Here is a 963-nt window from a genome sequence, read left to right as displayed (position 1 = left end):
CGGACCGGGACGCCGGAAGCGGCGCGTGACGCTGGCGGGATCGGCGCATGTGCGTTGGCGCGAACGGGTGAGGTTCGTTGGTGGAATCGGCGAAAGATAGATTGACACTAACAGAGGCGGAGTTGCCCGCCTTGGTTATGCCGCCCCTCGCCTCGGTCTCGCCGCTCGAGCGCTCCGAGGGCGTGAGGCCGAGCCAGGAGGCGTAGGCCCCCGCGGAGCGGAAGCGCGAGAAGACGCCCGCCTCGGCAGCGAGGCAGAAGGCGGTGGCGACGTCGACGCCCTTTATGCACGAGAGGGCCTCCACCGCGGGGCGCCACCGCTCGGTCGCCGCGGCCTCGGCCACGCGCCCCTCCAGAGCCCTCTTGTCGGACTCGGCGCACCGGGCGCAGGTGACGTAGTGGTCGAAGGCGGCGGCCGCCGCGGGCTCGGCGGGCCTGAGCCCGCGGACCCACCGCCAGAAGGCGACGGTCCACGCGCCGCGCCTGCGCCCGCGGGCGTCGACCTCGTCGAAGACGTGGCCGCGCCTGAGCAGGAACTTCGAGAGGCGCTGGCGGGCGCGCTGCAGGTCCTCCCGCGCGTCGTCGAGCGAGCGGGACAGGTCGCGCGCGGCCTCGACCTCGGCGGGCGGCACCCAGACCTCGACGACGTTGTGCGTCGCGAGCAGCCGCGCGAGGAACGCGGCGTCGCGCCGGTCGTTCTTCCTGCGCCTGTCGGCCGCGGGCCGCTGCATCTTGGAGACGGCGCCGACGACGCAGTCGACGCCGAGCTCGCGCAGCCGGTTGCAGAGCGCGAAGCCGGTCGGGCCGCTCTCGTACACGGCCTTTGGGCTCTCGAAGCCCCTGACCCACTTGATACCGTCAACCTACTTTTCACCATCTGCGCAAACGAATCGGCGCCGATCGCGCTAACGTACTTTCACCGGTTCCGCCAACGCTTTTCCACCGTTTTCGGCTATTCGGTGCC

At 71.4% G+C, this 963-nt stretch carries 1 protein-coding gene; it reads right to left on the bottom strand.

Going from position 1 to position 963, the window contains the following annotated elements; genetic code table 11:
- On the bottom strand, positions 1-817 hold an 817-nt coding region (locus H6A15_RS10175), incomplete at its 3' end, for a transposase (RefSeq protein ID WP_204673641.1).
- Positions 818-963: the final 146 nt, after the last annotated feature.

It is taken from the genome of Enorma phocaeensis (assembly GCF_016901575.1).
In the GTDB taxonomy this organism is placed as follows: Bacteria; Actinomycetota; Coriobacteriia; order Coriobacteriales; family Coriobacteriaceae; genus Limicola; species Limicola phocaeensis_A.
This window is presented reverse-complemented; position numbering and strand designations above follow the sequence as displayed.